Genomic DNA, 268 nt, shown 5'->3' on the forward strand with positions numbered 1-268 from the left:
AACGAGATCCAGCAGTTGCGCCGGAAGATGTCGCTCGGCCGCATGCTGAGGCCTGAATCGTTGAAGCCCTGGTCGTCGAAGTGGCGGTCCATGCGGTCGAGCCATGGCGCGATCCAGCCGCCGCCCGACTCCAGGAACCCGACGCGCAACTTGGGATGCCGATCGCAGACGCCACCCCAGATGAAGCTCATGGCCGCCAGCATCATTTCCATCGTGTGCGAGATGATGTGCTGGGCCCCGCGGCCGTCGAAGCGGTCGACGCCGACCG

At 65.7% G+C, this 268-nt stretch carries 1 protein-coding gene; it reads right to left on the minus strand.

The genetic code is table 11. From position 1 onward, the window contains the following. Window positions 1–268, minus strand: a 268-nt coding sequence (locus C1X29_RS29970; protein ID WP_256584425.1) for a hypothetical protein, incomplete at both ends; no start/stop codon positions are given.

It is taken from the genome of Pseudomonas sp. GW456-12-10-14-LB2 (assembly GCF_002884345.1).
In the GTDB taxonomy this organism is placed as follows: domain Bacteria; phylum Pseudomonadota; class Gammaproteobacteria; order Pseudomonadales; family Pseudomonadaceae; genus Aquipseudomonas; species Aquipseudomonas paraglycinae.